Origin of the sequence: Streptococcus sp. 17.1 (assembly GCF_016648655.1) — a bacterium.
GTDB classification, from domain to species: Bacteria; Bacillota; Bacilli; order Lactobacillales; family Streptococcaceae; genus Streptococcus; species Streptococcus salivarius_E.
In genome coordinates this window covers 25,455-50,101 of the sequence record NZ_JACLQM010000008.1, presented here as the reverse complement: position 1 = coordinate 50,101, position 24,647 = coordinate 25,455, and the positions used below count along the sequence as shown (strand labels likewise).

Annotated in this window: 24 protein-coding genes and 1 pseudogene; 4 read left to right on the top strand and 21 right to left on the bottom strand. The window is 41.2% G+C overall.

Annotated features, from left to right (window positions below):
• The first annotated feature begins 208 nt into the window (after nucleotides 1–208).
• The gene (locus H7T99_RS06300) at nucleotides 209–1,129 is read left to right on the top strand and encodes an ABC transporter ATP-binding protein (RefSeq protein ID WP_037602217.1); all 921 of its coding nucleotides are present in this window, start codon (nucleotides 209–211) and stop codon (nucleotides 1,127–1,129) included.
• 4 nt (nucleotides 1,130–1,133) lie between these two features.
• On the top strand, nucleotides 1,134–1,889 hold the full coding sequence (locus H7T99_RS06295; protein ID WP_003093365.1) for an ABC transporter permease: 756 nt from the start codon (nucleotides 1,134–1,136) through the stop codon (nucleotides 1,887–1,889).
• Nucleotides 1,890–2,366: 477 nt separating this feature from the next.
• On the opposite strand, the gene H7T99_RS06290 is transcribed toward H7T99_RS06295, so the two are convergent.
• The 15 genes and pseudogenes from H7T99_RS06290 to H7T99_RS06220 all read right to left on the bottom strand — a co-directional run bounded on the left by H7T99_RS06290 (nucleotide 2,367) and on the right by H7T99_RS06220 (nucleotide 16,011).
• Nucleotides 2,367–3,245, bottom strand: a complete 879-nt coding sequence (locus H7T99_RS06290; protein ID WP_037602222.1) for a sensor histidine kinase — start codon at nucleotides 3,243–3,245, stop codon at nucleotides 2,367–2,369.
• Nucleotides 3,245–3,928, bottom strand: coding sequence for a response regulator transcription factor (locus H7T99_RS06285; protein ID WP_037602224.1), 684 nt, complete (start codon nucleotides 3,926–3,928; stop codon nucleotides 3,245–3,247). Before H7T99_RS06285 ends, H7T99_RS06290 begins: the two co-directional genes overlap by 1 nt.
• A gap of 163 nt (nucleotides 3,929–4,091) precedes the next feature.
• On the bottom strand, nucleotides 4,092–4,724 hold the full coding sequence (locus tag H7T99_RS06280; RefSeq protein ID WP_037602226.1) for a nitroreductase family protein: 633 nt from the start codon (nucleotides 4,722–4,724) through the stop codon (nucleotides 4,092–4,094).
• A 90-nt stretch (nucleotides 4,725–4,814) separates the two neighbouring features.
• Nucleotides 4,815–5,501, bottom strand: a complete 687-nt coding sequence (locus tag H7T99_RS06275; protein WP_004182263.1) for a YoaK family protein — start codon at nucleotides 5,499–5,501, stop codon at nucleotides 4,815–4,817.
• Between the two features lie 145 nt (nucleotides 5,502–5,646).
• Nucleotides 5,647–5,901 (bottom strand): type II toxin-antitoxin system RelE family toxin, encoded by a 255-nt coding sequence (locus H7T99_RS06270; RefSeq protein ID WP_195950635.1) that lies wholly within the window; start codon nucleotides 5,899–5,901, stop codon nucleotides 5,647–5,649.
• Nucleotides 5,891–6,106 (bottom strand): type II toxin-antitoxin system RelB family antitoxin, encoded by a 216-nt coding sequence (gene relB / locus H7T99_RS06265; RefSeq protein WP_014632927.1) that lies wholly within the window; start codon nucleotides 6,104–6,106, stop codon nucleotides 5,891–5,893. The genes H7T99_RS06270 and relB overlap by 11 nt, the downstream gene beginning before the upstream one ends.
• A gap of 133 nt (nucleotides 6,107–6,239) precedes the next feature.
• Nucleotides 6,240–7,082 (bottom strand): aldo/keto reductase, encoded by an 843-nt coding sequence (locus H7T99_RS06260; RefSeq protein ID WP_037602231.1) that lies wholly within the window; start codon nucleotides 7,080–7,082, stop codon nucleotides 6,240–6,242.
• A 132-nt stretch (nucleotides 7,083–7,214) separates the two neighbouring features.
• A complete protein-coding gene (galE, locus tag H7T99_RS06255) occupies nucleotides 7,215–8,216 on the bottom strand; it encodes a UDP-glucose 4-epimerase GalE (protein ID WP_037602233.1) in 1,002 nt (333 codons plus the stop codon).
• Between the two features lie 129 nt (nucleotides 8,217–8,345).
• The gene (dexB, locus tag H7T99_RS06250) at nucleotides 8,346–9,956 is read right to left on the bottom strand and encodes a glucan 1,6-alpha-glucosidase DexB (RefSeq protein ID WP_037602235.1); all 1,611 of its coding nucleotides are present in this window, start codon (nucleotides 9,954–9,956) and stop codon (nucleotides 8,346–8,348) included.
• 393 nt (nucleotides 9,957–10,349) lie between these two features.
• Nucleotides 10,350–10,487, bottom strand: a pseudogene (locus H7T99_RS06245) (IS200/IS605 family transposase); the annotation flags it as partial.
• Nucleotides 10,488–10,687: 200 nt separating this feature from the next.
• The gene (locus H7T99_RS06240) at nucleotides 10,688–11,992 is read right to left on the bottom strand and encodes a sensor histidine kinase (protein WP_037602236.1); all 1,305 of its coding nucleotides are present in this window, start codon (nucleotides 11,990–11,992) and stop codon (nucleotides 10,688–10,690) included.
• Entirely contained in the window at nucleotides 11,989–12,642 is a 654-nt protein-coding gene (locus tag H7T99_RS06235; protein WP_037602238.1) for a response regulator transcription factor, read from the bottom strand. Before H7T99_RS06235 ends, H7T99_RS06240 begins: the two co-directional genes overlap by 4 nt.
• 71 nt (nucleotides 12,643–12,713) lie before the next feature.
• Entirely contained in the window at nucleotides 12,714–14,090 is a 1,377-nt protein-coding gene (locus H7T99_RS06230) for an ABC transporter permease (RefSeq protein WP_037602240.1), read from the bottom strand.
• 13 nt (nucleotides 14,091–14,103) lie between these two features.
• Nucleotides 14,104–14,736 (bottom strand): ABC transporter ATP-binding protein, encoded by a 633-nt coding sequence (locus tag H7T99_RS06225; protein ID WP_014632914.1) that lies wholly within the window; start codon nucleotides 14,734–14,736, stop codon nucleotides 14,104–14,106.
• Nucleotides 14,737–14,751: 15 nt separating this feature from the next.
• The gene (locus H7T99_RS06220) at nucleotides 14,752–16,011 is read right to left on the bottom strand and encodes an ABC transporter permease (protein WP_037602242.1); all 1,260 of its coding nucleotides are present in this window, start codon (nucleotides 16,009–16,011) and stop codon (nucleotides 14,752–14,754) included.
• A 306-nt stretch (nucleotides 16,012–16,317) separates the two neighbouring features.
• Here H7T99_RS06220 and H7T99_RS06215 point away from each other — a divergent pair, with 306 nt between their 5' ends.
• Complete coding sequence (locus H7T99_RS06215) at nucleotides 16,318–17,802, top strand: DUF1846 domain-containing protein (protein WP_037602244.1); 1,485 nt, start codon at nucleotides 16,318–16,320, stop codon at nucleotides 17,800–17,802.
• Nucleotides 17,803–18,023: 221 nt separating this feature from the next.
• Here the strand turns inward: H7T99_RS06215 and H7T99_RS06210 are convergent, their stop codons facing one another.
• The 6 genes from H7T99_RS06210 to dhaK form a co-directional block, all read right to left on the bottom strand.
• Nucleotides 18,024–18,368 carry a hypothetical protein gene (locus H7T99_RS06210; RefSeq protein WP_037602246.1) on the bottom strand — a complete coding sequence of 115 codons (345 nt, stop codon included), beginning with the start codon at nucleotides 18,366–18,368 and terminating at the stop codon, nucleotides 18,024–18,026.
• 302 nt (nucleotides 18,369–18,670) lie between these two features.
• Complete coding sequence (locus H7T99_RS06205; RefSeq protein ID WP_037602248.1) at nucleotides 18,671–19,762, bottom strand: glycerol dehydrogenase; 1,092 nt, start codon at nucleotides 19,760–19,762, stop codon at nucleotides 18,671–18,673.
• 152 nt (nucleotides 19,763–19,914) lie between these two features.
• Nucleotides 19,915–20,898 (bottom strand): Gfo/Idh/MocA family protein, encoded by a 984-nt coding sequence (locus H7T99_RS06200; protein ID WP_037602250.1) that lies wholly within the window; start codon nucleotides 20,896–20,898, stop codon nucleotides 19,915–19,917.
• Between the two features lie 14 nt (nucleotides 20,899–20,912).
• Nucleotides 20,913–21,287, bottom strand: coding sequence for a dihydroxyacetone kinase phosphoryl donor subunit DhaM (dhaM, locus tag H7T99_RS06195; RefSeq protein ID WP_021143900.1), 375 nt, complete (start codon nucleotides 21,285–21,287; stop codon nucleotides 20,913–20,915).
• A gap of 3 nt (nucleotides 21,288–21,290) precedes the next feature.
• Nucleotides 21,291–21,866 carry a dihydroxyacetone kinase subunit DhaL gene (dhaL, locus tag H7T99_RS06190; protein WP_037602252.1) on the bottom strand — a complete coding sequence of 192 codons (576 nt, stop codon included), beginning with the start codon at nucleotides 21,864–21,866 and terminating at the stop codon, nucleotides 21,291–21,293.
• A 31-nt stretch (nucleotides 21,867–21,897) separates the two neighbouring features.
• Nucleotides 21,898–22,887, bottom strand: coding sequence for a dihydroxyacetone kinase subunit DhaK (gene dhaK, locus H7T99_RS06185; RefSeq protein WP_002891299.1), 990 nt, complete (start codon nucleotides 22,885–22,887; stop codon nucleotides 21,898–21,900).
• A 327-nt stretch (nucleotides 22,888–23,214) separates the two neighbouring features.
• Between dhaK and H7T99_RS06180 the strand changes: the two genes are divergently transcribed.
• Nucleotides 23,215–24,480 (top strand): threonine/serine ThrE exporter family protein, encoded by a 1,266-nt coding sequence (locus tag H7T99_RS06180; RefSeq protein ID WP_002891300.1) that lies wholly within the window; start codon nucleotides 23,215–23,217, stop codon nucleotides 24,478–24,480.
• Nucleotides 24,481–24,647 lie beyond the last annotated feature (167 nt).

The following is a 24,647-nucleotide window of genomic DNA, read 5'->3' as shown; positions in this document are numbered from 1 at the left end:
ACATTTTTCTTCATTATAACACAAAGAGAGAGGCCTTACCTTAATCGTGGGTTAAAGCACACACTATCAGAATTTAGTCACCACCATTTTCATGATTTCTTGAAAAATTTAAGAAATATTTGAGAATTTCTTGATGTTTATTTAATGACTTTATACTACAATAAAGATGAAAAGAAAGCGGTATCAAATAAGCGAAAGGAGGCTTATCATGAAAAAGGTACTTGAGGTCAGACATCTGACTAAACGTTACGGCCAACACCTAGCACTCGACAATGTAAACCTGACCTTAGAAAAGGGTGAGGTCTATGGCCTTATCGGAAGAAACGGGGCAGGTAAGACAACACTGATTAAAGTCATCACTAAACTCATCCGCCCTAGCCAAGGCAGTGTTTCCCTCTTCCACTCCACTTCCAAATCAGAGTGGACTCACGCACTGAAACGTGTTGGTTCTGTGATTGAAACACCAGTTGCCCTGAATCATCTCAATGCACGTCAAAACCTACGTTACTACTGCAAGATTCATCACGTTCCAATTCCTGACAAGGTCATTGATGAAATCCTTGATACAGTTGGACTTGGACACACTGGCAAGAAAAAATTTCGTAGTTTCTCACTGGGTATGAAGCAACGTCTAGGTATCGCTATTGCACTGATTGCAAAACCAGACCTACTTATTTTAGATGAACCGATTAATGGTCTCGACCCAGTTGCTATCAAAGAATTCCGCCAAATGATTAAAAAATTGAGCGAAGAGCAAGGTATGACAGTTCTCATCTCTAGCCATATCTTGTCTGAACTCTATCAAGTTTCAACCCGCTTTGGCATTATTGATCACGGTCACATCATCCGTGAAATCACTAAGGACGAATTCGAACATCTCAGCGAAGACTATATCGTTCTTAAAACTAACCAATTAGCCTTGGCTAGTCGCATTCTCCAAGGCCAACTCCATCAACACTTCAAAGTGGTTAACAGCGACAATGAAATTCATATTTTTGACAAATCCCATGTTATAAAGGCAATTGTCAAAGAGCTGGTTAAACAAGAAGTTGACATCGATGAAATTTACTACAAACGTCAAGACTTAGAAAACTACTTCACACAACTAGTAGATTCAGAAAGGAGGTAGAGCCATGTTACACACTATTCACGCCGATTTCTATCGACTCTTCCGTTCTAAAGGATTTTGGATTTCTGAAATTATCCTAGCCCTAAACATTATTTCTGGTGTCCTATTGGGAGGCACAGGGCATGTAGGCGTAGAAACTGGGGCAAAACAAGCCGTTAAAAGCGCCTCTTCGTGGACTGGTGTCGGATCACTGATTAATTACTCTAGTAGTATCTCCATGACAGTCCTATTCACTTTAATTGTGGTCTCTATCATTTTGGGTGTTGATTTAGCACAAAAATTGTACAAGAATAATCTCACCTCTGGCATTTCACGGAGCGGGTTCTTCTTCGCCAAGGCAACCGTCATTGTAGCTATCACTTTAGGACAACTCCTCCTGTCTTACGGCCTTGCCTTTGTTCTAGGTACTCTTTGCCACGGTCTTGGAACTGTACCTGATCACTTTGTTAGAAACTTTGCCTTAACTTTCCTTCTCCAATTCTTGTGTAATCTAGCTTGGGTAAGTCTGACCACGGTTGCCCTCTACCTCACACATTCTATCGTGACAACCTTTGTGACTTACACCCTTGGTTTAGTAGCTTTAACCGTACCAGCAGCAATCTTCCCTAAAGTAGAAATTTTGAAATACTTGTCACTCAACTTTAATTACGGCATGACTGCAGATAAAACTATCATTCAAAATACTGCAATCGTGGCAGTAGGATTTATCCTAGCATTTACAGCTTTGGGCTTGATTACCTTTGAAAAACAAGATTTATGATAACAAAAATAACATCGCGCGCGTGCACGATGTTATTTTTATTCTGTGACTTCAAATCCGTTTCTCTCCGAAGGTGCGAAACAATTCATATTTTTGATGTAGAAGTGTTTGTTTACTTTGAAGATATCTATTTTATTTACGAGAGTTTGTATAAATTTATGGATTCTTTCAAAATCTAAAATATAAAAAAAGTCACCAACAAAAGTTGACGACAACTAAAAAAGAGGACCAATGTCAGTAAGGGTTCTTTACAGCCTGAAGCTGAAGGTAGCACCGCACCCGTACCAGAAGTTGGTACCTTTGAACGCTCTGTTACCAGTCATCCTACGATATCCTCTCAATATTTTTATTCTATCACTGAAAGCAAATAGAATCAAGAAAAGCAGTATGAATAATGTTACTTTCTATATTTTAAAAGAATTCTAGAATCAAAGATTTTTTGCTAAATCAAATCGGTGGTTGAGTTGTTTTCCGAAATTATTTTAACCTCACTGTTAAATAAAACCATTCATTCTCATAGGCCAGATGCAACTCACCCTCTAAGACTTGGACTAAGTGTTCGGTGATATAAAGTCCAAGTCCAGAGGAATCCTCGGTGTCTGACAGGTTTTCAGAATAAAAGCGGGTCGTTAGTTGGTCTAGATGCTGTATCGGCTGTTGGACCATATTACTAACTGACAAATAAATGCCATCGTCCTTTTTCTGCAATGTCAGTTGAGCTTGAGTCTTACCATGTTTTAGAACGTTACTGATAATATTCTGAAATAGACGTTCAAAAATATCAGCATCCATTTCGCATTGGATATCAGGGGTTACTTGAATATCTAGTGTAATCCCTGTCTCCTGAAACATGTCATAGTAAGGCAGGATAGACTTAACCACAAGTTGAGAAAAGTCCACATCTTGAAATTGTGGTTGGATGGCCCCCTCTGTTAATCGTCGATATTCCAACAAGGCTTCCAAACGCTTTGAAACAGTCAGTAGATTTTTAGAAATCTTCTCCATAGCCATGTCATCTTCACTACTACTTCGAAGACTTTGCTGAGCATAGCCGCTCGCTACTGTCAGTGGTGTTCGTATATCATGGGCAATATTACTGATAGCCATGTCCATGGTCTTCTTTTCTTGGAGAGCGACAAGCTTAGTCTTTTCAATTTGGGTAAAGAGAGACTCAATCCGATTCGTTAGGGTAACCAATGATTTTGGCTGGTTTTTCAGAGTAATTCGTCGATGGCTTTCTTCAACTAGCTTTTCTTCAATCTGCTTTGAGAGAGATTTTACAGCCAAATAGTAACGAATTAGACAGGTAGTCGCTCCCAGAAGAAGTCCTATCAATACAATAAGCAGTCCTTCCATCAGTCTTCTCCTTTAAGTCGCACACCTAAGCCCCAAATCGTTTCGATATACTCCGTACCCGCATCCACTTGGGCTAGTTTCTTACGTAGGTTACTCAACTGTGCATTCAATGTATTATCACCTGATAGATAAGGGGCTTCCCAAACCGTCTCATAAAGGTCCTCTTTAGTAAAAATTTTCTTTGGATTTTGAAGGAGTGTGTGGAAAATTTGAAACTCTTTCTTACCCAAACGAATGACTTTTCCCTGACAGGAGACTTCAAAACTGTCTGGGTTTATCGTGATATTTTTGACTTGATAGATGTTATCATGCTTACTACTTTCCTTGCTGTGTTCACGTAGTTGAACCGAGACACGCGCATAAACTTCTTCAAGATCAAAGGGCTTAACGATATAATCATTTGCACCATCAAGTAAGTACTGGCTAATCAAGTGCTTGTCACCCAAGGCTGTCAGCATAATGACAGGAACAGAGCTTCTTTGCCTGATAAACTTAAGCACTTCTTCGCCACCCTTACCCGGTAACATGATATCTAGGAGAACCAAATCAATCTCTTGACTTTGAAACAAAAGCTCTCCTTCGGTTCCAGAGTAGGCTTGGATAATATCATGTTCTTCAGAAAACAAGTTAAAAAGAATATTCTGGATATCCTCATTGTCTTCAATCTGTAAAATACGTGCCATGTCTTAATCCTCCAATGATACTACCAATTGTATACGCTCACTTTTTCTTTCATCTTAACAAAAAGCCAAATTAATGACAAGGTGCATTATGAGTTATTGATAGCATAAAAGGAAAAATAAAAACCGTAAGTCTCCACTTCCGAGACTTACGGTCAATTATTTATTAAGCAAAAGTCGTCACATCAGAGGCATCCAGACGAACAGACTCAAAGCCTTCTTCATTGGCTTTCCCAAGAGCAATGAGCAAAACTGGTACATGACGGTCTTCATCAAGTCCAAAGGCTTTGGCAAGCCCATTTTTTTTATAACCACCGATGGCGTTGGTATCATAACCATAAGAACGAGCAACCAACATCAACTGCATGGCAGCCAGACTAGCATCAATATGAACAATTTCATTCATGACGTCTCTAGGAGCATTTTCATACATTGGTACAATGCTTGACAGTTGTTTTTCTTTGACTTCTTCAGGCATTTTTCCTTGAGCAACAGCCTTACCGTAGATATCTTCAGCTCTTTCTTGGCTCTTCAAATCGGCAAAAATAAGGACCATGGCTGACGATGTTTCATTTTGCAAACCATTGTAGCTGACGAAAGGTGTCAATTTTTCCTTGCCCTCTTCGCTATCAACGACGACAAAACGCCAAGGTTGCATATTGACTGATGATGGTGCTGTGACAGTCTTATCTAGGATTTCCAACAGTTCTTCTTGCGGAATCTTAACAGATGTATCAAAGTTACGAATGGAACGACGGTTATAAACGATATCTGAAAAATCATTGCTTACTACAGGCATCTTATGTCTCCTTTTTTTGATTAAATGAAAATAATATAATCAAAATTATAACACAAGACAATTGTTATCAAAAATATTTGCTACAGACGACTAAAGATTAGTTTCCTTGAGCCCTAGCCGTTTCACTTCAGATGAATAGTAAACCATGATGGTAATAAGACTGAGTGTGATTACCCAAATTGACTTAAGGTGCACAAAATGCATCAGAACGGCTGAGACGATAGCGCCAACGACAAAGCTCCCTACGATAAAGCTATAATTGACAGCCTGACGACGATATTCTCTCTGATCACCACTTCCCTGAATAGCATAATAGAGGGCCGTTAACATCCTTCGATAATTTCCTGAGGTCATAAATATCACGAAGGGATGATTCTCAATCTGACTGCCAGTAAAAGTCTTCATCATGATACCTGCAGAAAAAGCGATAATCGGGAGCTCAATCAAGGCATTTGAAGGTAGAAAAGGCAGGATAGCTGTCATCACACAAAGTGGAAGAAGACCATAAACTCGCCAATAGGCATTCTTACGCTGGTCTTTAAACCACATGCCAAAAAGAAAGCCTAAAGAAAAGAATAAGATTGAAAAGCAACGCAACAAGTTATAGTACATACTACTGTTCTGCCAGTCAGCGACCAAGAGAAGGATATTCCCAGTCTGTGTAGCAACCAAACTATGATAGTACATATGACAAAAGACATCCAAAGCCCCTCCCGAGAAACTCAACAAATTAGCCATCAGACGCGTATTTTGAGGAAGAAGGTTCCGCGATTCCATAACATAACTTCCCTTCTAATAGTAATTGATAGGATAGCCTTATTATAGCAAATTCGGGCACACACAGTAGAAAAAAACAACCCTCACGAGTTGCTTGCAATCCTATTAAAAATTAACGGAATCTGGGATATTATAAGTCTTGATACTAATAGATATCACGTCTATGACCGACTTCGAGGGCAAGTATGATTAGTTCATTGTCCTGAATATTGACAATAACACGATAGGCACCAATACGATAGCCCCATTGTCCAGTGCGATTGGCAACCAAGGCCTTACCCTTGGCTCTTGGATTATCTGTTACACGATTGAGATAAGACTTAATTTGTTTTCTGACGAAAGGATCCAACTTTTTAAAACTTTTGGCAAATTTAGGGGTGGGTACTATCTTATAGGTCATCCCAATTTAGCACCTCCCCACCGTTTTCTAGATAATCTTCATATTCTGCCAAAGCCAAATCGGCTACTCTAGCATCGTATTCATCCTCAATGGCTTCTAAAGTTTTGGTCCGAATTAATTCTGACAAGGATACGCCTTCAAATTTGGCAATTGCCTGCATGAACTTCTTATCTGCTTCTGAAACCTTCAATGTAATTGTTGTCATATCCTTAACCTCGTTCTCTTTTGTAACACCATTGTATTACCACTCCTCCTTTTTGTCAATTTTGATAATAGGTTCATACTTTTATTCGTAAAACAATAGAAAAAGCAACCCTGACGAGTTGCTTGCAGTCCTATTAAAAATTAACTGTATCAGGATCATCCTGAGTTTTAATGCCTTGAATCTTATCCAATACTGCCATATCTTCCTCTGACAAATCAAAGTCAAAGATATCCAAGTTGGCTTCGATATTTTTTGGTGTCACTGACTTAGGTAGTGGCAAGAAACCTTTTTGAAGGCTCCAACGTAAGGCAACTTGAGCAACAGATTTTCCGTTACGTTCAGCCACTGCTTCTACGTCTTCATTTCCAAAAATGCTACCAGTACCTAGTGGACTGTAGGCTTCAAGAAGAATGTCACGCTCTTGGCAATAGGTAACCAAATCTTCTTGGGCACAACCTGGAGCCAAGAGAATTTGATTGACATGTGGCACAATTTCAGCCGTTTCAAGGAGAGCAACAAGGTGATGCTGCATAAAGTTTGACACACCGATAGCACGCACCTTACCATCTTTGTAGGCTTCTTCCATTGCCTTCCAAGCACCTGCATTGCCAACCTTCCAAGCATCATTCTCACGAAGAGCCTTTGGATTAGGCCAGTGGATGAGCAAAAGATCCAAATAATCCACACCTAGTCTTTCAAGAGACTCGTCGATAGAGGCCTTAGCCAAATCGTAATCGTGCTTGTCATTCCAGAGTTTAGTCGTTAGGAAAATATCCTCACGCGCCACATCACTATCTGCAATCGCCTTACCTACAGAAACCTCGTTACCGTAGATTTGCGCCGTATCAATATGTGTGTAACCCGCCTTAAGTGCGAAACTAACGCTGTTATAAGCTTCTTCCCCTTCTGGAATCTGCCAAGTCCCAAAACCAATTTTAGGAATCGTAACGCCATTTGAAAGTGTATATGTTTCCATCCTGTTCTCCTTTTCAAGTTGTAACAGAATTATCTTAAAGGATATAAGATAAAATTGCAAAGATTTGCTATGGTGTCTAGAAAAAACTCCAAATGGTAGTTTATGACCAGATGGAGCTCCTATTGCTTATGATTAATCTCTATCATCATAGCCTTTTGGATGGCTTGAATGCCATGCCCAGGCACTTTGGATGATTTTTTCGATATTGTCAAATTGTGGTTTCCAGCCTAGCACTGTACGAGCCTTTTCAGAGGATGCAATCAATGTATCCGGATCACCAGGACGACGATCAGCCTTCTCAGCTGGGATTTCCTTACCTGTTACCTTACGAGCTGCTTCAAGGATTTGAAGGTTTGAAAAACCTGTTGAAGAGCCTAGGTTGAAGGCTGTTGACTCATTTCCTTTGCGGAGATATTCCACTGCCAAGAGGTGGGCATCTGCCAAGTCAAATGGATGCACATAGTCACGAACATTTGTACCGTCTGGAGTATTGTAGTCGTCACCAAAAATCATGATTTTCTCACGAACCCCTTGAGCCACTTGGAGAATAATTGGCAAGAGGTGGGTTTCAGGACCGTGATCCTCTCCGATAGAACCATCAGGTTTGGCACCCGCCACATTAAAGTAACGAAGAGGGACATACTTGATGCCGTAAGCTTGGTCTGACCACTTCATAATGGTTTCCATCATGAGCTTGCTCTCACCATAAGGATTGATTGGCTTTTGTGGTGTGGTCTCAAGGATAGGAATTTCCTCAGGAATACCATAAGTTGCAGCTGTTGATGAGAAGACAATGTATTTGACACCGCATTCGTTCATGACTTCAAGCAACTTCACCATACCAGCAGTGTTATTGTCGAAATACTTAAGTGGCTTTTCCATAGACTCAGCCACAAGTGAGTAGGCCGCAAAGTGAATAACGGCATCGACATCAGGATTTTCCTTAAAGACCTTACGCATAAAGTCCTGGTCTGCCAAATCTCCCTCGTAGAATGCCGCGTCTGGATGGACTGCCGCACGGTGACCTGTCACCAAGTTATCCACGACAACGACTTTTTCTTGGCCCGCTTCAACCAAACGGTCCACCATGTGAGAACCGATGTAACCAGCTCCACCTAAAACTAAGATTGCCATAAAATTTACCTTTTTCTTATTTTTCTATTATTATAACATAATTCTAGTCTACAGGACTAACCTGAGTTAAGTAAGGGGAAAGAAGATAAAAAATGGTCATCAACAGTTAGTTGACAACCATTTTTCTTTTTATTTCATCTTCACACAAATGGCATCCCAGGCTTGGAGTTTGCCTTGGTCTGTAATTGGCTCTAATTCGGTATTTGCAATGACAACTTCTGCTCTTTCGAAATCATAACAGAAGTCTTGTTCTTGGTCTGATAGATTGACTGCAACTAGATAACTGCTATCCTGAGTCTTACGGATATAAGCAAAGACCTTATCGACAGTCTCCAAGAGTTCAAAGTCAGCATCTACCAACCAATCTTGAGTCTTACGAAGCTCTACGAGCTTCTGATATGTATAGAAAATTGATTCTGGATTGGCAAGGGCTGATTCAACATTTATGTCCTTATAGTTTGGATTAATAGGTAACCAAGTCTTATCCGATATGCTAAATCCAGCATTTTTAGACGTATCCCATTGCATTGGTGTTCGAGCATTGTCACGACCCACCTGACGGATTTGGTCCATGATAACTTCTATCGATCCCCCTTTTTCGAGAGCTTCTTTGGCATAGTTGAGAGATTCAATGTCATTCAATTCTTCCAAAGTTCTAAAAGGATAATTGGTCATGCCGATTTCTTCACCTTGATAAATGTAAGGTGTTCCTCTCATCAGATGAAGGAGGATAGCCAAGGCCTTGGCTGACTTCTCACGATAGACACCAGTATCTCCCCACATTGAGAGAATACGAGGCAGATCATGATTATTCCAAAAAAGTGAGTTCCATCCTTGTCCCAACTCTAACTCGGTTTGCCATTTATTAAAAATAGTCTTAAGTGCTGAAACATCCAACTCTTTCTCATACTCCCATTTAGGGCTATCTGGCTTATGCTGAAGTCCAATATGTTCAAACTGGAAAACCATAGAAAGTTCTTGATTATCAGGATTTGAATACTGTTTAGCAATTTCAGGTGTTGCTCCCCAGGTTTCACCAACGGTTAGAAGGTCGTGCTTTCCAAAGCTTGCCTGGTTCATCTCCTTGATATAATCGTGAAGTTTTGGACCGTTTGTATCAATCAGTTGATCTGGGATCTTACCAATCATATCAATCACATCCATGCGGAAACCACCGATTCCCTTATCAATCCAGAAATTCATCATGTCATAAACTTTCTGGCGCAACTGTGGATTTTCCCAATTGAGGTCTGGCTGTTTCTTACTAAAGAAATGCAGATAATATTGCCCTGAGGTCTCATCATATTCCCAAGCAGAGCCACTAAAGATAGATACTAACTCATTAGGTTTGTCTCGCCAGATGTAGAAATCTCGTTCAAGACTTTCTGGATTTTCACGCGCTTCGATGAACCATGCATGCTCATCAGACGTATGGTTAACCACCAAGTCCATAACAATTTGAATATCACGCTTCTTGGCTTCCGCCAAAAGCTCATCCATGTCACTCATGTCTCCAAAAATATCTGCAATAGCCTCATAGTTAGCGATGTCATAGCCATTGTCATCCATTGGACTGTCATAGACAGGCGAAAGCCATAGGGCTGTTATTCCAAGTTTTTGCAAGTAGTCTAACTTACTGGTAATCCCCTTCAAATCACCAATGCCATCACCGTTTTTGTCCATAAAAGATTTAGGGTAAATTTGATAAATCGTAGCTTTATGCCACCAATGTTTTTGCATGATTCTACTCCTCGTTTTTATTATCATCGTGAGTCTGATAGTTCTATTTTACGTTTTTCTAGAAGTTATGCAAGCGTTTTCTTTTTTGTTTAAAACATTTCAATGACCTATACTCCAGACTCCTTAAAATTTTGGTAATATTGAAAAATAATAGAGTTGAAATGTAAGGTTAGCCTTTGCTTAGCTTAACAATACAAATCAAAACCACCCGTGAGAACGGGTGGTTTGCTCTTCGGCTGAAAGCCTCTGCTACCGGCCGAGGCCTAAAGGCCTACCGAATGGTTTCCCTTCAGCACCACCTTTGCTAGCTGACCCGACTAGCGGGTCTCTTTAAGACTACTTTCTTTTATTCTTTTCACCTGTAAACGGACAATATTCCTCGAAAAGACTGAGCTAATCTGCTATCACGTCTTCTTGTAATTGATTACGAATATATTCTTCAATTCACTTTTGATTTAGCCCAACCGTATCAACATAAAACCCTCAACACCAAAATTTGAAATTCCCAAATTTATACTTTAAATTAGCGTGGTAGTATGTGCTAAACTATTATTATCCTGTCTCATCAGGGGTCCTCCTTTTGTATACTAGTTAGTGGTCGGGAAACCTTATCTAATATTACACTTTAGGGGGACTTTTTTGATACATCGCTAAAAGCTTTTCGGAACCACTAGCACAGCTAGTGGGTTTCGTGAGACAAAAACGACGGTTAATACCTCAACCGTCACTTTTTACTTTTTGGGCAAGACCATAACAAAGCGTCTCCCCATGGAACTTTCTTCAAATCTATAGCTAAGTTCCTCATGCTCTAGAAGGTATTTAACCACAAAAAGGCCTAATCCTCCTTCTTTCTTAGACTGAACTTTAGTTGGAGTATTTTCTTTAGATACAATCGTATTTTCAATGACAAAATCAGTTCCTTCATTTTCTAAACCTATTCGAATCACTCCACCCTTATCAGAATGCTTGACTGCATTACTGATGATATTTGAGAGAACCAATTTCAAAATAGGTAAATTCATGAAAATACTAGTTGCCGGAAGATAATTGTCAATTGATAGGGAGCGATTCTCAACCAACACTTGATTTTGAGTGAGTATGCGATTTACCACATCATCTAACTGAATCCACTCCTTATCACCACCTAATTCTTGAACAGAAGATAAAGACAGGATCTCTAGGACAATCTGGTTCATCTCATCGACGATGTCAAGAGAAACTAATAGGTAGCGGTCCCGATCCTTGTAGCGACCAATTTTATCTCGCATATTTTCTAGGATAATCTTCAAGCTGGCCAGAGGCGTCTTGAGCTCATGCGAAGCCCCCCGTAGGAACTCGACCTTCATCTGCTCCAACTTCAGATTTTCCTGTTTCTGCTGCTCTAGATTGTCGATCACCTCTAAAAGATGGTGATAGAGGTCGTTGATCTGTTGCTTGAGAACGCCAATCTCATCCTGCGAGTGAATAGGAAGACTGGCTGTCCGATCCAGCCGTTTCATCCGCTTGGTCATCTGCTTGATCTCAAGGATCGGAGCAGAAATCATGCGGGCATAGAGATAGGAGGCAAGCAATGACAGAACAAAGGAAGCAAGGAGACTATAGGGAAGAAAGCCCAGACTGATGTCCCGCGCTTCCTTTTGGGAATCGACGGTCGCTAAGAATTGCAAGGTCAAGTCCTTCCCTTCCTTGGTCTGAATCTTTCGCTCTTCAATGACCAAGGAATTATTCTGGCTGTCAGGGTTCACGAGCAGGTCATCCTTGACCTCTAGGGCATTTTGTTTTTGCTTTCCTTTGATAGACACCTTGATATCATTGGTCTTGGAATAAAGGTCGATGACCGACTCAATGGTCCCTTCTTCCTGGCCCTGGAAACTCTTAGCCAGAGCTTGCGATTTCTTCAAAATCGTCTGGCGCTGGGACTCGATATAGGTCGATGGAAAAATAAAGTAAACCGAAGCATGTAGAAGAATGACTAAGCTACTAAAAAGGGCAAAGGTAATCAGAAAGATTTTTGCAAAGATACTCCGTTTGGTCATGGTCTCTCCAATTTATAGCCGACATTGCGTACCGTAACGATACAGTCCAGCTCTAGTTTTTTTCGTAGTTCCTTGATATAGACATCGATCACCCGATCAAAAGGAATCTCCTCCGTCTCCTTCCAGACGGCATCGAGGATCTGAGAGCGAGTCCGGGCCTTGCCTTCATGCTGGAGCAGGTATTCCAAGATTTCCAACTCCTTGGCATTCATGGAGATGGCTTGCCCAGCTAGGCTGGCTGTGTAGCTCTCAAAATCCACCTGTGCCTCTCCATAGGTGAAGACCCGTGAAGGCTGAAGCTTTTTAAAAATAGCTTCGATACGGACCTTCAAGAGGGACAAGGAGAAGGGTTTTTCCAGATAGCCATCTGCCAACTCTCCAAAGGCTGTCAACTTATAGTCCTCGTCATGGAAGGCCGTTAGCATGAGGACAGGGACTGAGCTGGTCTTCCGGATGGTCTTGAGTACTTCCAAGCCATTGAGGATAGGGAGCTGGATATCCAGCAAGACCAGATCTGGCGCCTCTCTGTGAAAGAGGTCCAGGGCCTCCTGCCCATCGCCTGCTTCAAAGACCTCATAGCCACATTCCATGAGATAGTCGCTCATCCCTTCGCGAATCAGGACTTCATCTTCTACGATTAGTATCTTCATACATTATCCTTTTAATCTATATATGGTCTCTTTCTTCCATTATACCGTTTTTTATAGGTGCAGCAAACTTATCATTCAACATCAACTAAGAGGTCCTTGGGTTTCTTGTGAAGAAGCCAGCGAGAAGAAATCAAGGATACCAAGCTTAAAATAAATCCACCGACTAGAATGACTACCAAAAGTTGCTTAGGTTGGACTGTCATGTGAATCTGAGTTAGAGTCTTACTGAAGCTTTCTGCCTCAGCCCCTCCACCAAGATTTGCAGCTAGAGATTCTTTGGTCATTTGCTTATTGATACCTTCTGTTACATTGGAAAGGACTGTATTACCAACTTTTTCGGCAAAGAAACTAGCTAAACCATATGACAAAAGAAAGGCTGGTAAGGCAATCATCAGCAATTCTATTAAAAATTGACCCGCAACCTGTGTCTTTTTAAGTCCCAAGGCCAAAAAGATACCAACTTCTCTACGACGAGCATTTAACCATAAAATTAACAGAAGGGTTAGCAATAAACTTGTAAAAATGAGACTTCCAATAAACATACGGTTTGCCACACGATACATCCCAAGAATAGATTTCTGTAAAGCAGGGTAATTTGACGAGCTCTTAACAAGATCGTAGAGGGACCAGTTAATATTCAACTTTTTAATCTTTGCTATCAAGGAATCAAGATTTTGATCGCCTTTAGCAAAGAAAGTGGCATCCTCATAAGTGGCAGTTTCTACAGTATTACCATAGAGTTTTGCTACTGTATCTAGATCAGTGATGAGGGTGTTTTCATACAACTCCTGAGCATAGGTAACGGCAGCTTGATTTTGACCAGAAAATAAACCTTTGATAGTCACTTCTACTGTTTCATCAGCCCTTTTTTCGTTATCAGCATCATAGAGATTAGATTTAAGCTTTACTTTATCTCCTACATTAAGACCATTCTTTTTAGCTAAACCTTCGTGCATCAAGATTTGATTATGGTCCTTATCGGTTAGATGTTCTCCTTCAACTAGTTTATAAGCACCTGAAACAAATTTATCTTCTTTTGATGAGTCATTGACTCCTGTCAACATCAAGGTAGACTTAAAATTTTTAGCACGTTCTGGCGATTGATTTTGTAGCGTTTGCTCTGTTTCAATAATCTCATAATCTAGTAAATCACCAATACCATTTATCCGTTTAATAGTCGAAACAATTCCTTTAGTCTCACTAATCTTTTTAATATCTTCTCCCTTAAGATTTCCAGCCCCTCGAGGAGTTCCAGGATTCGTGTTACGATTAATCTGCATTGAAAAACTATTGGTAATTGCCCCTAGACTCTTGGATGCAGCTTCTTGGGTTGCACTTCGCATAGCAAGTCCTAACAAACTAAGAGTACTCATCAAAAGAATAATAATTAACAGTAATAGTGACTTTGACCATTTTCGTGTAATATATGCAAAAGCGTTTCGAAACATAAGAGTCCTTTCTTTATTTTTTCTTTTCTATGAGTTGTTTCTTCTTCAACTCTAAAACCACATCAGATGCCTGAGCAACTTCCTTACTGTGCGTGACAACAATAACACATTTTTGGCGATCTAAGGCCATTCTTTTAAGGATAGCAATAATATCCTTGGCAGTTTCGTCGTCTAGATTTCCTGTCGGTTCATCTGCTAAGATAATCGGAGCCTCTGAAACCAAAGCCCGTGCAATAGCTACGCGTTGTTGTTGCCCTCCTGAAAGTTGCAGGACATTTCGATTAATTTGTTTTTCATCTAATCCCAATTCAGAAAGTATCTTCTTATCAGCATTTTTATTAACAAGTCGTACATTTTCTAAAGGTGTAAGATAATCAATGAGATTGTAATTTTGAAAAACAAGCGCAACATGGTGTCTACGATGATAACTAGAGCTTTTTTTCTTGATATTTTCTCCGTTAAACAAGACCTGCCCCTTCTTGGGATAATCAAGACCTGCCAAAAGGGAAAGTAAGGTCGTTTTTCCCGCTCCAGATTGCCCAATAATACTATAAAATTTACCTTTCTCGAAACGATAATTCACCTTCGAGAAGATAGCTTCACTTTTATTTTGATAACTATACGTAACATCTTTGAGTTCTAACATAGTGTTCCTTTCTCCTTAACTCATATTAGATAAGATTTCTTTTGGAGTTTTGCGCCAAATGAGACCTGTTGTCACACCGAGCGATAATATTACCAAGACTAGAAGACATAGATAAGATAGCCCTAAGGGTAGTCCCTGAGGAATTTGATCTAATAACTGAAGAGCCTGCTGCTGTCCTTGCTGTCCTATAAATTCTTGCAAAAACAGTCGACTTAGTAGTCGTCCAATAGCAAGGGCTGGTAACAAAGACATAAGGGACACCAACAATATCTCCATAAGAAATTGAGCAAAAATGCGTCCCTTGCTCTTCCCAATTGCTAAAAGAATACCTATCTCATGATTTCTCTCACGCGTCCATAGTGCCATTAAAAACGAGAGGATACCTGCTCCTGTAACAATTAAACTAATCATCATCGTTCTGACTATTTCTTGTAGCGCTTGAGACGATTCCTTCAAGGAGTCAAAAGCCTTTCGGTCCTGGTCCAAACGTAGACGATACCAATCGATATCTAATTGTTCCACTTGTTTAATGACTTGGTCGATTCTATCTGGATTCTTAATACCAAAGGATAATTTTGTCACTAACTTATCAGTCAAATTAAGCAGCTGGCTAGAGTCCTCATAATGGAGGAAGACTTGATTTTCACTTAAATCTGAGGACATTCCAGTAAATGTCTCCTCCTTCTTGCCAGAAAAAATACCAACGATATCAAAGCCCATTTCCCTAGCTCCACTTTCAGTCATCTGGAAATTGGACAAGGTCAGCTTATCTCCGACGCTTAGCTTATTTTTCCTAGCAAGCGATTCATGAATCATAATTTGACCTTTAGCAGATATGTGCTTCCCCTTAAGGAGTTGAAAAGCACCACTCCTAAAATCAACACTTTGGCCTGTTTCCTTAGTAAAAGTGGCTCCCAAGGCTTGATTAGCCTCATTATCAAGATCATCACGTTCCACCGTTTGTTTTCCTGTAACGACCTCCTTATCGATAAGTCGCACTGGGCTTATATATTCAGGTATCGTTGTCATCACATCAGATAGATGACTAATCTTTTCCCCCTCTTTCCAGGAAAATGCACTGCCTCTTTCTTTACTTACCAGAGCAAAACTTGCCCCACTTGACTTCCTGATTTGTGCTTTCATTCCTCCACCAACTTGCATAAGAGAGAAACAAAAATACAAGCAAGATAATATCAAAAATAAAATAAGAAAAAGAATAAAATTCCGCGTTTTTTTGCGGAAAATATAAGCAACTGCCTGTTGTAAGAGAACCATCTTCCACCTCCATTTAAGACATTGGCCCTCAGCTACACCAAAGATAAATGAGGACTCTTCATTTTTCTTATCCCAATTATAGACGACAAATGTGAAACCTTTATGAAATTCAATATTCTAAAGTGATTGTTATCTAAAAATCTAACTGCTGAGATGAGAACTCCAATTAAATAATAACTCTAAAGGACTATCATAAAAAATTCGTTTCATGATTGACTTCACCTCTTTTTCTCCCATAAATCGTCTCTCGCCAATAGCATTTACCCTCGGCATTTGATATAATTTTCCTCAGAGGTATTTTTATTTATGAAGAAACAAGCTTTTAGTTCTGAACAGTATTTGAATCTGCAACGCGACCATATTTTGGAGCGTATTAACCAGTTTGACGGGAAACTCTACTTGGAGTTTGGTGGTAAAATGTTGGAGGATTTCCACGCTGCTCGTGTCCTTCCTGGTTATGAGCCTGACAATAAAATCAAGCTCCTTCAAGAGCTTAAAGATCAGGTTGAAGTGGTTATCGCCATCAATGCTAGCAATATCGAGCACTCTAAGGCTCGTGGTGACCTTGGCATTTCCTACGACCAAGAGGTCCTTCGTCTGATTGATAAATTCAACGAGCTCAATATCTATGTGGGTTCTGTTGTTATTACGCAGTATTCAGGTCAACCTGCGGCTGATGCCTTCCGTAACCAACTGGAAAAAAATGGCATCACGTCTTACATCCATTACCCTATCAAGGGCTATCCAACGGATATGAACCATATCATTTCTCCTGAAGGTATGGGAAAAAATGACTATATCAAGACTAGCCGTAACCTTATCGTCGTTACTGCTCCTGGTCCTGGTTCTGGTAAATTGGCGACATGTATGTCTAACATGTACCACGACCAAATCAATGGCATCAAATCAGGTTATGCAAAATTTGAAACCTTCCCAGTTTGGAATTTGCCACTTCATCACCCAGTCAACTTGGCCTATGAAGCTGCCACTGCCGACCTTGATGATGTCAATATGATTGACCCATTCCACTTGGAAACTTATGGCAAAACTACGGTAAACTACAACCGTGACATCGAGATTTTCCCAGTCCTCAAACGTATGCTTGAGCGCATCCTTGGTGAGTCACCTTACGCTTCACCTACGGATATGGGTGTTAACATGGTTGGTTTTGCCATTACGGATGATGAGGCAGCCAAAGAAGCTTCTAAACAAGAAATCATCCGTCGCTACTATCAAACCGTCCTTGATTTCAAAAATGAACGTGTTCCTGAGACTGCTGTCAAGAAGATTGAGTTGCTCATGAATGACCTTGGTATTACTCCTGAAGATCGCCAAGTGGTTGTTGCAGCACGCACTAAGGCTGAAGAAACAGGTGGTTCTGCTCTTGCCCTCGAATTGCCAAATGGTCAAATCGTCACTGGTAAGAATTCAGAACTCTTTGGTCCAACTGCAGCTGCTTTGATTAATGCTATCAAGACTTCTGCAGGTATTGATAAGGATACTAAACTTATCGAGCCTGAAGTGGTTAAACCTATCCAAGGTCTGAAAATTGACCATCTGGGTAGCCGTAATCCTCGTCTCCACTCCAACGAAATCCTTATCGCCTTGGCCATTACAGCTGCCAACAATGCGGATGCGGCGCGTGCCATGGAGGAACTTGGTAACCTCAAGGGTTCTGAAGCCCACTCAACTATCATCCTTACTGATGAAGATAAAAATGTTCTCCGTAAGCTTGGTATCAATGTGACCTTCGACCCTTACTATCAATACGACAAATTGTATCGTAAATAATAGATCACTAGAAACAACAAAGACCTCAGATTTAGCAACTGAGGTCTTTTAGAACTGAATTTAACTTGAGAAAGAAAAAAGGGAAACTCTATCGAGTTCCCTTTTTGATAACCCACTCTTTCGTCTCGACCCGTTCCCAATGAAAAGGGAGTGGCCTAGCATTATTATGAAAAAGTGAGTTAAAGGTATCAAACAGAGGGCTAAGCCACTCCCAATTCTAATCAGCCTACGATTTCTAACTTGAGAAAAGGTAAGCTAAAAAGCAAAATTATAGTAGATAGGACTGCCACGAGTGGGAGGTAACGACCTCCAACAAGATAGAGTAACAACGGCGCTATCGCTATGAAACGATTTAGAAAATTGCTAGTAACACGAACGGTTTGTCCGTCCTCGACAGAAATGGTGTTAGACTTGTAACCCAACTTTCCGACACTCAAACGAGCTTTCGACGATGGTAGGGAAACGCTCACGTCTTCCACTCCAGAAACTGTCCCCACAAGACTACTGTCTACGCGAATAGGACTCTTTCTAGCTACCTTGCTCGCTTCAATTGTTATACTAGCCACTAGTCATCTCCTTTTCCTATCTTTCTACTTATAGTATACACTTTTTGAAACGCTTACACAAGTGAAATGACTGTTAAATCAGGATTTCTTGAAAATGTTTTATGTTTTCAAAAGTTCTTAAACCGCTTTGATTAACTTTAGAAATATTGGATTTTAAATAGTAAAAAGGGCTCAGTCCTATCTAATACAGAACTGAACCCTTTCCTATAAGAATTTGACTATCCTGTTGGGATAAGTGCCTGAGGGGGATAATATTCCTATACGGGAATGGTGGCACTTTCCCTACAAAAGAGCAAATTTACTTAGGCTAATCCATGAACATAAGCATCTACAGCAACGATGGCTTGCGCAATATCAGAAGCCTTCACTTCAAATGGCATTTGATGGATAGTTTCTCCTTCGATTGTTGCTTGTTGACCAACCTTGAGAAGATCTTCATAGCTTGCATTTTCAAGATGCATTTCTTTAAGAGTAGTTGGCATGCCAATTTGTTGATAGAAGCGAATGTATTTATCCAAAACTTCTTTTGGACGATTTTCTAAGAACAATTGCACAAGAGTTCCGTAGGCTACTTTTTCACCATGAGTCAAATGGTGAATATCGCCAGTGAGAGCTGTGAAACCATTATGGATGGCATGAGCAGCAGCCAAACCACCACTTTCAAATCCAATACCACTAAGAAGGGTATTAGCTTCAATAATATTTTCCAGGGCAGGCGTTACCACTTTAGCTTCACAAGCGGCCATGGCTTGTAGACCATCTGCAAAAAGGATTTCTTCACAGCGTTCAGCAATGGCAACACCAGCAAGTGTTTGGTGTTTGCCTAGCATGGTTTTACCATTTGCTTGCATAACTGCTCGAGCTTCTACCCAAGTTGCTAAGCCATCTGCGATACCAGAAGCGAGCAAGCGTTTTGGCGCTTGAGAGATAACCTTACTATCAACCAAAACCAACTCTGGGTTCTTAGAATAGAAGATATAGCGCTCAAAGGCACCCTCGTCAGTATAGATAACAGACAAAGCTGAAACTGGAGCATCTGTAGATGCGATAGTTGGGGCAATAACAACTGACGATTGTAGAAGGTCTGCAATAGCTTTAGCACTATCGATAGTCTTACCGCCACCGAGTCCAATAACTAAATCACAGCCTTCTTCTTTGGCTAGGCTGACCACACGATTAATTTCATTATCCGATGCTTCTCCATTAAAGAAGACTGGTACAACTGTGAGTCCATTTTGAACAAGGTATTCTTCGAAACGTTTACCTACAATATCATAAACTACTGAGTCACATAGTAAAACAGGATGAGTTCCCAATTCCAAAATGGTTTTTGCATTTTCAAATAAGGCATTTTCACCTTGAATGTAACGTGACGGACTTGCAAAATTTCTCATAGTCTTTCTCCTTTGACATAAATGTATTTATATAGAATCAATTAAACGACCTTACTTCTATGGAATATAGAGCTAAAAACTCACTTTAATTGACAGCATATCTATTTGGAGTCAGTACATAAGTCTAATTTTTTACTCTGTTTTCAAAACTCCTACTCTTCTTCTGGGTAGGTCAAACCCCAGTCTTTACGGAGTTGTGTCATGAGATCCATGACATCTCGGCTGTAATTGAGGTAGGTATGATCATCCTCGCCTGCAACAGCTGCTTCCATATCGAGGACCTCATACTGGAGGGCTTTAGCGGTTTCTCCTGCTTCGATGACTTCTTGTGAGCCATCTTCCGTATAGGTGATGACCGCCTTTTGCCCACGTGGGTATTCATAAAGTTCGATATAGCCCTTATCATAGGCGATAGTACCACGTTTAGGCTGTTTGGCGTGAAGACTTAGCGTCACCGTTGCCATTTCCCCTTCTGCATTGGCAAGGAGAATACCCGCTTGTTCATCAACACCAGTTGGAGCTAATTTAACCTGTGAAACCATCTCTGTCGGTTGCGACGTCATGAACCAACGTACAAAGGAAAGGGCATAGACACCGATATCAAGTAAAGCTCCACCAGCCAAGTTACGATTGAAAAAGCGGTTGGTCATGTCATATTCTTTATAAGAACCGAAGTTCATCTGGATAACCTTAAGAGGTCCCAACTTACCACTTTCCACGATTTCAGAGAGTTTTCGATAAATAGGCATATGGAAAATGGTCATGGCTTCTGCCAGTTTGACATGGTTTTCTTCAGCAAGCTTTATCGCTTCTGCCAATTCCTCACTGTTGAGAGTGATGGACTTCTCACAGAGCACATGCTTGCCAGCTGCGAGGGCCTTGCGAAGGTAATTAATATGCGTATTGTGAGGCGTTGAGATATAGATAATATCCACTTCAGGGTCTTCAAAAACTTCGTCGATTTCTTTATAAACCTTTTCGATTCCATATTTCTCAGCAAAGGCCACCCCCTTATCATAGGTACGATTTGCAACGGAATAGAGTTTACCACCTAGAGCCTCTAAAGCCTGTGCCAACTCATTGGCAATAACACCCGTCCCAAGAGTAGCCCATTTATACTTAATTTGATTTGTCATAGTTTTCCTTTATTCTATTTTTGAATGGTTAATTCATTTATCTGAGATAAGATTTCAACCTCACTCGCTCCTGCCTGAAGCAAGGCTGCAGCCGCATAGGCCCCCTCAATGAGAGGTACCTGTTGAATAAGGATTTCCTTGTCTGAAAATTCCTCAAGCATTTCCAAGTTCATACGTGCACTGCCCAAGTCGTAAAAAGCCAGAAGGCGATTGGCTGGCTGACTGTCCACAGCCACTTGCACATGGTCAAAACTAGATCCCAGGCCGCCATCTTCCAGACCACCTGTAGCCGTCAAAGGGATATCTGGAGCGACTTCACGAATCAGGCTCACCAAACCTTTAGCAATATCCGCAGAGTGGGACACAATCACAATTCCAAGTTCTGGCATATCCTAGCCCTCCGATTCTAGCAAGGCTTTGAAGAGTAGACCAGACGAATAAGAGCCTGGATCAATGTGACCAATAGAACGCTCACCTACATAAGAGGCACGCCCCTTGGTAGCCACAACTTCCTTGGTTGAAAGAACAGCTTGATCAATAAGGTCATTGGTTAATTGACCTTGTTTGACAGCTTCAACAACCGGATGCCAAACATCCACCATGGTCTTTTCACCGGCTTCTGCATGGCCACGTTTTTTAATCATCTCGAGACCTGCCTCAAGCACTCCTGCCAAATCCTGTCCAGCTTGTTCAGCCTTCATCATGCCCATAAAGGCAGACCCATAGAGCGGACCTGAGGCACCACCAACCTTGCTAATCAAGGCCATTGAGACTGCCTTAAACACTTCTGCTGCACTTTGTGGTTCCGTGCTCTTAATAGCCTCAATGGCTGCCGCCATACCACGCGCCAAGTTAGCACCATGATCACCATCTCCAATAGGACCGTCTAATTCAGACAAGTGGTCTTTTTCTGCTTCAACTTTTTGGTTAAAGCCTTGCATCCATTTTACTGCAACTGTTTTATCCATAATATACCTAATTTCTAGTTCTCACGTCAGACTACCAAGCAATAGTCTTAACTGGACTCTCCAAAGCCTCAAGCCAAGCCTCATCTTCAATCTTCATCAGAGTCAATGAGAGGCCTGCCATATCAATAGATGTCATGTAATTACCTAATTTTTTATATGCCACATCTAGTCCGGCATCTCCAAGAATGCTTGCTACATCATTAGCAAAGACATACTGCTCCATGAGAGGTGTCGCACCCATACCATTGATGAGAAGGGCATAGCGTTCGCCTGACTTAGCCTCAAAGGCTTCAAGGAGCTTCCCTGTCAATTCTTCAGCTAACTGTCGAGAAGGTTGCATAGACTCCTTGCGATAGCCTGGTTCACCATGGATACCAATACCGTACTCTATTTCATCCTCTGCTAGGACAAAACCAGGCTTGCCGACCTCAGGAACTGTCGCACCGCTAAGGGCCAAACCAATAGTGTGGATATTAGGAACAATCTTGTCAGCCAAGTCTTTGATTTCAGCCAGAGACTTACCTTCGCGAGCCGCATGACCTAGGATCTTATGCACGAAAATGGTACCTGCAACCCCACGACGACCTTGAGTATAGAGGCTATTTTCCACAGCAATATCGTCGTCCACAACGACACTGGCAACCTCGATACCTTCCATTTCAGCCAATTCTTGAGCCATCTCAAAATTCATGATGTCCCCAGAATAATTTTTAACAACCATGAAGACACCAGCCCCTTGATCTGCTTCCTTGATAGCTTCCAAAATTTGATCAGGCGTTGGTGACGTAAATACTGCACCTGCGATGGCTGCTGAAAGCATACCATCACCTACAAAACCAGCGTGAGCTGGCTCATGACCACTTCCGCCACCAGAAATGAGACCAACTTGACCAGCAGCCTGCTCATTTCTTACAATGATGTCAAAGCCGTCAACACGATGCACCAAATCACTGTGAACATAAGCCAAACCATCTAGCATCTCTGTCACAACATTTTCAGGTTTATTGATAATTTTTTTCATGGAACTGCCTCCTTTTCAAAGGTATCATCTATTTGCACTTACATTTGTTCCCTTCTTTAATTGCTAAGACCCCTATAAATAAAGGACTTAAACGCTTTTTGAGAAAGGTAGCGTAAAAATATGTAAACGCATACATTTTATAATTTAATTGTAGCATTTGCCTCTACCAATAGCAAGGCAAAAGGCAAGCCCCCCCATTTTCCTGCCCCCTATCATTAAGTAGAAGAAAAATCTCATAGAAAGTCCTATTTTAGTCGTCAAAGCTATTGAAAAACCACCATTCAAGCCTTATAATGGAATGACGAATTAAGCGCTAAGGAGGTTCAAATGACCATCGATTTTCCAAGAGAGACAGAAATAGAAACCAAAAATGAAATGGATGCCGTCCTTCAGGCAGGCCGTGTCCTTATGGAGAGCGGTGCTGAGATTTACCGTATCGAGGACACCATGGGACACATGGCCAAGTCTCTTGGTATCAGAGACTTCTCCACTTATGTGGTCAATCGAGGAGTCATGATTTCTGGACTCAACCGCTCAGGTCTTAAAGAGTCTCGTGTCCTAGCTACCTCAGTCCCGTCTATCCATCTAGGTAAACTAGAGGAAGTAAACCGCCTGTCTCGAGAACTGGCAGAACAGCCAAATCAGCCTGTATCTAGCATTTTCCAAAAGCTGAAAACCATTGAGCAGAAGACTTTCTATCGTCCTTTAGAGGATATTATAGCCTGTGTCATTGGTGCAGGGAGCTTCTCACTAGCCCTTGGAAGTAGCTGGATTGATGGAACTGCTGCGGCTATATCGGGAGTTTTTGTAGGGATTGGCATGCAACTCTTTTCCCGTTTTATTCATACCAGTTTCTTGCAGATTATCCTTTCTAGTGCCATTGCCGCTTTATCAGCTAACATTCTCTATTATTTGGGTATCGGGCAACATCGTAGCGTGATTATTCTGGGCACCTTGATGATTTTGATTCCTGGGGCTTACTTTGTAAATGCCATTCGAGAATTCACCCAGAACAACTACTATAGCGGTCTAGCCCTGATGTTGTCAGGGGTCTCCACTTGTCTATCTATCTCTGTCGGTGTTCTTGCCATGATTTCCATCCTCCCCTTTGCGGAACAGTTATCAGGCATATTCTCAACACCGTCAACCTCATGGCTGGGGGTCTTGATTCAGACCTTCATGGCAGGACTTGGGACAGCAGCCTTCTCCGTGCTTTACCGAGTGCCTAAGAAATACTTCTTAGACCTTGGGACCCTAGGTGCCGGCTCATGGCTCCTCTACCTCTTGATTTGGAATAATACCCATCACGAGGTCCTCGCCATCCTCTTCCCAGCCCTATTAGTCACTATCACCTCACGCTTTTTGGCCCACTACCGTAGATGTCCAGCTACAGTCTTCCTAGCCTCAAGCATGTTCCCACTCATCCCTGGGATGAGCTTCTACCGTGCGGTCTACTTCCTCTTAATCGGAAATGCAGACCTAGGCCTCAGCTTCCTACGAGCTTGTTTCCTGGCCTCCTTTACCATCGCCATCGCCGTCAGTTTGACACAACAAATCCCTAGCCGCTATTTTGTACTAGGGAAGAAAAAATAAATTGTTGAAAGCCATTGGTTTTATATGCCAGTGGCTTTTTTGGTGGCGTTCTAAAATCAGTGGATAGCATATTATGAATATCAAAAATACCCTACTCAAGGATCTATCCGCTGCTAACTTAAAGCAAATACATCATTAACTCTCTTTAATGAAAGTTTATCATTCAT